The organism is Ectothiorhodospira lacustris (assembly GCF_022227785.1).
Taxonomy (GTDB): domain Bacteria; phylum Pseudomonadota; class Gammaproteobacteria; order Ectothiorhodospirales; family Ectothiorhodospiraceae; genus Ectothiorhodospira; species Ectothiorhodospira lacustris.
The window spans coordinates 1-9,077 of record NZ_JAJNQM010000104.1 but is presented as its reverse complement, the minus strand read 5'-3'; the positions used below and the strand labels follow the sequence as shown (position 1 = coordinate 9,077).

6 protein-coding genes are annotated in these 9,077 nt (G+C 63.8%); 3 read left to right on the top strand and 3 right to left on the bottom strand.

Annotated elements, in window-relative coordinates; genetic code table 11:
- The first annotated feature begins 316 nt into the window (after nucleotides 1–316).
- The 3 genes from LQ952_RS14530 to LQ952_RS14520 are packed head-to-tail and all read left to right on the top strand — an operon-like array spanning nucleotide 317 to nucleotide 5,123.
- On the top strand, nucleotides 317–2,263 hold the full coding sequence (locus LQ952_RS14530) for a PrkA family serine protein kinase (protein ID WP_238623342.1): 1,947 nt from the start codon (nucleotides 317–319) through the stop codon (nucleotides 2,261–2,263).
- Nucleotides 2,264–2,290: 27 nt separating this feature from the next.
- Nucleotides 2,291–3,574 (top strand): YeaH/YhbH family protein, encoded by a 1,284-nt coding sequence (locus LQ952_RS14525; RefSeq protein ID WP_238623341.1) that lies wholly within the window; start codon nucleotides 2,291–2,293, stop codon nucleotides 3,572–3,574.
- Nucleotides 3,575–3,587: 13 nt separating this feature from the next.
- Nucleotides 3,588–5,123, top strand: a complete 1,536-nt coding sequence (locus tag LQ952_RS14520; RefSeq protein WP_238623340.1) for a SpoVR family protein — start codon at nucleotides 3,588–3,590, stop codon at nucleotides 5,121–5,123.
- 165 nt (nucleotides 5,124–5,288) lie between these two features.
- On the opposite strand, the gene hemF is transcribed toward LQ952_RS14520, so the two are convergent.
- The 3 genes from hemF to LQ952_RS14505 form a co-directional block, all read right to left on the bottom strand.
- Nucleotides 5,289–6,206, bottom strand: a complete 918-nt coding sequence (hemF, locus tag LQ952_RS14515) for an oxygen-dependent coproporphyrinogen oxidase (RefSeq protein WP_238623339.1) — start codon at nucleotides 6,204–6,206, stop codon at nucleotides 5,289–5,291.
- A 4-nt stretch (nucleotides 6,207–6,210) separates the two neighbouring features.
- Entirely contained in the window at nucleotides 6,211–6,774 is a 564-nt protein-coding gene (gene tsaC / locus LQ952_RS14510; RefSeq protein WP_238623338.1) for an L-threonylcarbamoyladenylate synthase type 1 TsaC, read from the bottom strand.
- A gap of 11 nt (nucleotides 6,775–6,785) precedes the next feature.
- Nucleotides 6,786–9,077, bottom strand: a 2,292-nt coding sequence (locus LQ952_RS14505; RefSeq protein WP_238623337.1) for a DNA topoisomerase I, incomplete at its 5' end; no start/stop codon positions are given.

The following is a 9,077-nucleotide window of genomic DNA, read 5'->3' as shown; positions in this document are numbered from 1 at the left end:
CCGGCGCGGGTTCGGGGAAAGTCCGATGACTGTACTATGCTTCATGCAGAGCGGGCGCCCGATCCTGTGGCAAAAAGCCGACCTTGCACAGGAACTGTGCGGGCCGGTCGGCGTCCAACCGGAAAGACAGCCCACGGGTCAGGTTTAAAAAGTACCCGGGCAGCCCATCCACCTTCCCGTTCAGGTTGCCGGTAGGCCGGGTCCCATACCCAGGGGGCGGCCTGGTGGGTTGAGTGCGACAGACGTTCGGCTGTGGTCCCTATCTTGCATAGGTCAACGCAGTGTCATCTGACTCCATAACGAGGGGGTGATTGCGATGGATTCGGCTGAAGCCTTGATTGCGCAGTACGCACGCGCATACCAGAAACGCCAGGAGACGGAGATGTCCCTGGGAGAATACCTGGAAGGATGCCCCGATGACCCGATGCGCTATGCCAGTGCCGCCGAGCGGCTGGTGGCCGCCATCGGCGAGCCCAGGGTGCTGGACACCGCCAAGGATGAACGGCTGGGGCGCATCTTTCTCAACCGCACCATCAAGATCTATCCCGCCTTCGAGGATTTCTACGGGATGGAAGAGACCATTGAGCGCATCGTGGGCTTTTTCCGCTATGCGGCTCAGGGGCTGGAGGAGCGCAAGCAGATCCTCTACCTGCTCGGCCCCGTGGGGGGCGGCAAGTCGTCCTTGTCCGAGCGCCTCAAGGCCCTGATGGAGAAGCATCCCATCTATGTGCTCAAGGCCGGTGACGAGATCTCGCCGGTGTTCGAGAGTCCCCTGGGGTTGTTTGACCCCACCGTCATGGGCGAGACCCTGGAGCAGCGGTTCAACATCCCCCGGCGTCGGCTCAACGGCCTCATCTCTCCCTGGGCGGTGAAGCGCTTGGACGAGTTCGGCGGCGACATCGCCCGCTTCTCCGTGGTGCGCCTCTATCCCTCCCGCCTGCGCCAGATCGCCGTCTCCAAGACCGAGCCCGGGGACGAGAACAACCAGGACATATCTTCCCTGGTGGGCAAGGTGGACATCCGCAAGTTGGAGCTCTATAGCCAGAACGATACCGATGCCTACAGCTATTCCGGCGGTCTCAACCGGGCCAACCAGGGGATGCTGGAGTTCGTGGAGATGTTCAAGGCCCCCATCAAGATGCTCCATCCGCTGCTCACCGCCACCCAGGAAGGCAACTACGTGGGCACGGAGAACATCGGCGCCATCCCCTATCAGGGGATCATCATGGCCCATTCCAACGAATCGGAATGGCAGAGCTTCAAGAACAACAAGAACAACGAAGCCTTCATCGACCGCATCTCCGTGGTCAAGGTGCCCTACTGCCTGCGGGTCACGGAGGAGGAGAAGATCTACGAGAAGCTGATCCAGTCCAGCGAACTGGCGGATGCCCCCTGCGCCCCGGCCACCCTGGACATTCTGGCCAGGTTCTCCATCCTCACCCGCCTGCGGGAACACGAGAATTCCAACCTGTTCTCCAAGATGCGCGTCTACAACGGCGAGAGCCTCAAGGACACCGATCCCAAGGCCAAGTCCATGCAGGAGTACCGGGACGTGGCCGGGGTGGACGAGGGCATGGACGGGGTCTCCACCCGCTTTGCCTTCAAGGTGCTGTCCGAGACCTTCAACTACGACACCCGGGAGGTGGCCGCCGATCCGGTGCACCTGCTCTACATGCTGGAGCAGTCGATCCGCCGCCAGCAGTTCCCGGAGGACACGGAGCGGCGCTACCTGGAGTACATCAAGGCGGAGTTGGCGCCCCGTTATGCCGACTTCATCGGCCACGAGATCCAAAAGGCCTATCTGGAGTCCTACAGCGACTTCGGCCAGAACCTTTTCGAGCGCTATGTCTCCTATGCCGACGCCTGGATCGAGGACCATGACTTCAAGGACCCGGACACCGGTCAGCTGCTGGACCGCCAGGCCCTGAACCAGGAACTGAGCAAGATCGAGAAGGCGGCGGGCATCGCCAATCCCAAGGACTTCCGCAACGAGGTGGTCAAGTTCGCCCTGCGGGCCCAGGCGAGTCAGGGGGGGAAGATGCCCTCATGGACCTCGTACGAGAAGATCCGGGAGGTGATCGAGAAGCGCATGTTCAGTCAGGTGGAAGACCTGCTGCCCGTGATCAGCTTCGGTGCCAAGACGGATTCCGACATGGAGCGCAAGCACACCGAGTTCGTCTTGCGCATGGTGGAGCGGGGGTACACCGAGCGGCAGGTGCGCCGTCTGGTGGAATGGTACATGCGGGTCAAACAGGCGGGCTGACGGCCCGGCTGCACGAGGAGGGGCACTGTGGTCAATATCGTCGACCGGCGTCTCAATCCGAAGGACAAGAGTCTGGCCAATCGTCAGCGTTTCATCGGCCGTGCCCGGCGTCAGATCCTGGACGCGGTACGGGATGTCTCGGCCCGGCGCAAGGTGGCGGACATCGGGCAGGGGGGCGAGGAGATCAGCATCCCGGCCGATGGGTTGCAGGAGCCCGGCTTCCGCAAGGGCAGCGGCAAGGGGTTGCGCCGCCACGTGGTGCCCGGCAACAAGCAGTACGTGGCCGGAGACGCCATCGCCCGTCCCGAGGGTGGGCAAGGGCAGGGCGGTCGCGGCGGCAGTCCCCAGGGCGAAGGGGAGGATGTCTTCCAGTTCACCGTCAGCCGGGATGAGTTCCTGGATCTGTTCTTCGAGAACCTGGAACTGCCCGACCTGGTCCGCACCCAGCTCACCAAGGTGGAACACCAGGGCCTGCAACGGGCCGGCTATTCCGTCTCCGGCTCCCCCTCCAACCTCAATCTTGCCCGCACCATGCGCAACTCCCTGTCCCGGCGCCTGGCCCTCAAGCGCCCCCGGCGGGAGGAGACCCGGGTCCTGGACGAGGAGATCGACCGCCTGGAGCGCTCCGGCAAAGACCCGGAGCGTTTGCGGGCGTTGATCAAGCTGCGGGAGGAGCAGATCGTCCGTGCCAAGCGGATCCCCTATATCGACCCCATCGACCTGCGCTACAACCGCTTCGACCCGGTGCCCAAGCCCATTTCCCAGGCGGTGATGTTCTGCCTCATGGATGTCTCCGGCTCCATGACCGAGGACATGAAGGACCTGGCCAAGCGCTTTTTCATGCTGCTGTACCTGTTCCTGCAGCGCCGCTACCAGCATGTGGACATTGTCTTCATCCGCCACACCCACATCGCCCAGGAAGTGGACGAGGACACCTTCTTCTATTCCCGGGAGACCGGCGGCACCCTGGTCTCCCCGGCCCTGGAGGAGATGGAGCGGGTGTTGCGGGAGCGTTATGACCCGGCGGACTGGAACATCTATGCCGCCCAGGCCTCGGACGGCGACAACACGCCGGCGGACAACCCGGCAGTGGTGGAGATGATGGAGTCGGTGATCCTGCCGGTGTGTCGATACTTTGCCTACATCGAGGTGGCCGAAGAGCGGGGCTGGGAGATGACCACGGACCTGTGGCAGGTCTATGAGCGGCTGGTGAAGGCCGGCCGACCCCTGGCCATGCGCAAGGTGAAGTCCCGGGCGGACATCTTCCCCGTGTTCCGGGATCTGTTCACCCCAGTGGAATTGCGGCGCTAGGAGGATGAGCCCCATGAACGCAGACACCCCCCTCTACACCGGCGCCGACTGGGACTATCCGCTCATCAAGAAGGCCTTCGATGCCATCGAGCGCGTGGCCATCGACGAGATGGGTCTCGACCCCTATCCCAGTCAGGTAGAGGTCATCAGTTCGGAACAGATGCTGGATGCCTATTCCTCCATGGGCATGCCCCTGTTCTATCGCCACTGGTCCTTCGGCAAGCACTTCGCCCGCGACGAGATGTACTACCGCAAGGGCATGACCGGCCTGGCCTACGAGATCGTCATCAACTCCAATCCCTGCCTGTGCTACATCATGGAAGAGAACACCATGACCATGCAGACCCTGGTCATGGCCCACGCCGCCTTCGGTCACAGCCACTTCTTCAAGAACAACCACCTGTTCCGTTCCTGGACCGACGCGGAAGGCATCCTGGACTATCTGGATTTTGCCAAGGCCTATGTGTCCGAGTGCGAGGAGCGTTACGGCCAGCGGGAGGTGGAGCGGGTGCTGGATGCCGCCCATGCCCTGATGACCCACGGGGTACACCGTTATCCCCGCCGCCAGCCCCTGAACCTGCATCAGGAGATGCAGCGGAAGAAGGAGCGCCGCCGCTACGAAGAACAGACCTTCAGCGATCTGTGGCGCACCCTGCCCCAGCGTCCCGACCAGCCGGCACCCCAGGTGCAGGCGCTGGATAAACGCCGGGAGGCCCTGAGACTGCCGGAGGAGAACCTGCTCTATTTCCTGGAAAAGCGCGCCCCCCGGCTGCACCACTGGCAGCGGGAGATCCTGCGCATCGTGCGGGTGGTGTCCCAGTACTTCTACCCCCAGAAGCAGACCAAGGTGATGAACGAGGGCTGTGCCACGTCAGTGCACTATCACCTCATGACCCGCCTGCACGAGACCGGACGGCTGACTGACGGGGCCTTCATGGAGTTTCTGCACCACCATACCAATGTGGTGTTCCAGCCGGAGTACGATGATCCCCGGTTTTCGGGCATCAACCCCTATGCCCTGGGCTTCAACATCCTGCAGGATCTGAAGCGGATGTGCCTGAACCCCACCGAGGAAGACCGGCGCTGGTTCCCGGACATCGCCGGTAACGGGGACTTCCTGAGCACCTGGAAGCAGGCCTGGGCCGAGTACCGGGACGAGAGCTTCATCCTTCAATTCCTGGGCCCGAAGGTGATGCGGGACATGCGTCTGTTTTCGGTACGGGACGACGCGGACGAGGCGAATCTGATGGTGGAGGCCATCCACGACGACGGGGGTTATCGGGACGTGCGCCGGGCCCTGTCGGGCCAGTATGACCTGGCCCGCCATGAGCCGGACATCCAGGTGGTGGACGTGGACCTGTCCGGAGATCGGCGGCTGATCCTGGAGCATCGCGCCGTGGATGGCCGCCTGCTGGAAGAGTCCGATGCCCGCCAGGTACTGCGGCATCTGGCCACCCTGTGGGGGTATGGGGTGAAGCTCTATGAAGTGGATCCGCGCACGGACAAGGTGCTCAATGAGTTTCCCGAGGTGGCACCGGCCACGGACTGAAGCAGGCCTGGTAAGGATGCCCTGAATCCGTCATTCCCTTCATCCCTTCATCCCTTCATCCCTTCATCCCGTTATTCCGTCATTCTGGCATTCCGTCGTTCCGTCGTTCCGTCATTCCCGCGAAAGCGGGAATTCAGTGCCGGGTGATGACTTTGGACTCCCGCCTCAGACCCAGTCTCTGGGGGTGAGATACCGCTCCAGCAGCAGCGCCTCCGGACTCCCCGGCGGCGCCTGGTAGTTGTATTCCCACCGCACCAGGGGCGGCAGGGACATGAGGATGGATTCGGTACGCCCTCCCGATTGCAGCCCGAACAGGGTGCCCCGGTCATAGAGCAGGTTGAACTCCACGTATCGCCCCCGCCGGTAGAGCTGGAAATCCCTCTGGGCCTGGGTGTAAGGCGTCCCGTGGCGCCGCTCCACGATGGGCAGGTAGCTGGGCAGGTAGCCGTCCCCCACACCGCGCACAAATTCAAAACAGCGTTCAAAGCCCCATTCGTTCAGGTCATCAAAGAACAGCCCGCCGATCCCCCGGTGCTCCCGGCGATGTTTCAGATAGAAGTACTCGTCGCACCACTGCTTGAAGCGGGGGTGCACCCCCTCGCCAAAGGGGGTGCACAGGGAGCGGGCATGGTCATGCCAGTGGACGCAGTCCTCGTCAACGCCGTAATAGGGGGTGAGATCAAAGCCACCGCCGAACCACCACACCGGATCTTCGTCGTCCTTTTCCGCCAGAAAGAAGCGCACGTTGGCATGGGAGCTGGGAACATGGGGATTGAGGGGATGGATGACCAGGGATACCCCCGCGGCCTGGAAGCGGCGTCCGGCCAGGGCCGGGCGATGGGCCGTAGCGGTGGGGGGCAGGCTGCGGCCGGAGACGTGGGAGAAGTTGACGCCGGCCTGTTCGAAGATCGCCCCCTGTCGCATCACCCGGCTGCGGCCGCCGCCGCCTTCCTCCCGGGTCCAGACATCATCCACTCGGACGGCGACCGGGTCCCTGTCGGCCAGGGTCCGGCAGATCCGGTCCTGCAGGTCGCGAAAATAATCCAGAACGGGTTCAATCCGGGGCGAGACAGTGCTGGCCATGGGATCAGCTGCCCCGTATCTGCCGGCCGGTCTGCAGATCCCGAATCTCGCTGGGATGCTCCCGGCCGCCGGTGGGGCCTTCCAGAATGCCATCCAGCAGCTCGCCCAGTGCCGCATTCACGGTGTCTGCATCCCGCCCGGGTGGCTGACCGGAAAGATTGGCACTGGTCGAGACCAGTGCCATGTCCGCCGCTCGGCACAGGGCCGCCGCCAGGGGGTGGTCGGTGATGCGCACTGCCAGGGTGTCATGGACCCCGGTGAGCCAGCGGGGAGCGTCCGGCCGGGCCGGCCACAGCCAGGTGTGAGGACCGGGCCAGGTGGCCATGGCCTGTACCTGCAGCCGGGCGTCTACCGGACGCAGGAAGGGGGCGAGCTGAACAAAGTCCGCCCCGATCAGGATCAGGCCCTGGTCGGGCAGGCGGCGCTTGATCTGCAACAGCCGGTGTACTGCAATCTCGTTACGGGGATCACAGCCCAGACCGAATACCGCCTCGGTGGGATAGGCAATCACGCCGCCGCCACGAATCAGTGCGGCGGCGTCGGCGATATCCGTCAGTCGTCGGTTCATGGATCAGGACATCAGTGGGAACTGCCGACACCGCCTTCGGCGGCGGGCTTGTCCTGATCCGTGGCCTTGGTCGCGGCAGTCTTGCGGGAACGGGTCGTGCTCCCGGAGGCCGCTTTGGTCGTCCTGGGCTTGCCGGCTGCGGCTTTTTTCGTGCCCGTGGCCTTGTCGGTTGTCGCCGGCTTGGTGGTCGCGGCCTTCTTCTTCGGCGCAGCCTTCTTGGTGCCCCGGCCCTTCTTTTCCGGGGCGGCCGCCAGCAGGGTGCGGCACTGCTCCAGGGTCAGGGCCTTGGGGTCTGCGTCCTTGGGAATGCGGGCATTCTTGCTGCCGTCGGTGATGTAGGGTCCGTAGCGGCCATTGAGGACCTGGATGCCGGCTTCCTCGAACACCTGGATGAAACGGTTGGCATCGATCTCCTTCTTCTCCGCCACCAACTCCAGGGCGCGGGGCAGTTCGATGGTATAGGGGTCATCCTCCTTCTTGAGGGAGGCATAGCGGCTGCCGAACTTCACGTAGGGTCCGAAGCGGCCGATGTTCACGCTCACCGGTTCCCCTTCCGGGGTTTCCCCCAACTCCCGGGGCAGCTGGAACAGGGCCAGCGCCTCGTCCAGGGTGATGCTGTCCATCTTCTGGCCGGGACGCAGGCCGGCGAAGCGGGGTTTTTCCTCATCTTCCTTGGTGCCGATCTGCACGAAGGGTCCATAGCGTCCCATACGCACCGAGACAGGGCGCCCGGATTGGGGATCGGTGCCGATCTCCCGGGCCTGCACCGCCTCTTCGCGGGTCACCGAGGCATCCTTTTCCTTCACCTGTTCATGGAAGCGGCTCCAGAAGCCTTCCATCACCGGAATCCAGTCCTTCTCACCCCGGGAGATCTCGTCCAGTTCATCTTCCAGCCGGGCGGTGAAGTCGTAGTCCACATACTGGGTGAAGTGCTGGGTCAGGAAGGTGTTGACGATGCGGCCGATGTCCGTGGGCACGAAGCGCCGGTTCAACAGTTCCGCGTATTCCCGTTGCAACAGGGTGCTGATGATGGAGGCATAGGTGGAGGGACGGCCGATGCCGTGCTCTTCCAGGGCTTTCACCAGGCTGGCTTCCGAGTAGCGGGGCGGTGGTTCGGTGAAGTGCTGATCCGCCTGCACGTCGTTCAGGGTCACCTGTTCGCCTTCCTTGAGTTCCGGCAGCAAACGTTCATCGCTTTCCACCGGGGCGTCGTCCTGGTCTTCCCGGTAGACGGCCATGAAGCCGGGGTCGCGCACGGAGGAACCGGTGGCACGAAAGACATGCTCGGGACTGCCTGCTTCAAGATCGGCGGCCACCGTGTCCAGGGTGGCGTGGATCATCTGGCAGGCCACGGTGCGTTTCCAGATCAGGTCATAGAGCTTGAACTGGTCGGTGGTCAGATGGGCTTTCACCTCATCGGGCAGATGCAGCACCGAGGTGGGGCGGATGGCCTCGTGGGCCTCCTGGGCGTTCTTGGACTTGGTCTTGTATTGGCGCGGGCCATCGGGGACTTTGTCCTTGCCGTAGCGCCGGGCGATCAGGGTGCGGATCTCCTCCACGGCCTCCTTGGCCAGGGTGAAGGAGTCGGTACGCATGTAGGTGATCAGGCCCACGGGGCCGGAGCCCAGGTCGATGCCCTCGTAGAGCTGCTGGGCCACGCGCATGGCGCGGCTGGCGGAGAAGCCCAGTTTGCGCACCGCCTCCTGCTGCAGGGTGGAGGTGGTAAACGGCGGTGCCGGGTTGCGGCGGCGTTGCTTCTTTTCCACCCTGGCCACCCGCAGACGGCCTTGGGCGGTGGCCAGCAGGGTCCGGCGGGTCTGGTCCGCGTCGGCCGCGTTGTTGATGTCGAACTGTTCCAGCTTGCGGCCGGCATAGATCTGCAGGCGGGCGGTGAACGGGCTGTCGTCCTTGGCCGCCAGGGCGTCCAGGGTCCAGTATTCCCGGGTGACGAAGCGTTCGATCTCTTCTTCCCGCTCCACGATCATGCGCAGGGCGGGGCTCTGTACCCGGCCGGCGGACAGGCCGCGCTTGATCTTCTTCCACAAAAGCGGCGAGAGGTTGAAGCCCACCAGATAGTCCAGGGCGCGGCGCGCCTGCTGGGCGTTGATCAGGTCGTTGGACAGTTCGCGGGGATGTTCGATGGCGTCGCGTACCGCCCGCTGGGTGATCTCATGGAAGACCACCCGCTCGGTGGTCTTGTTGTCCAGCAGCCCCCGCTCCTGCAGCAGTTCATGGAGATGCCAGGAGATGGCCTCGCCTTCCCGGTCCGGGTCGGTGGCCAGGATCAGACGATCGGCCTTCTT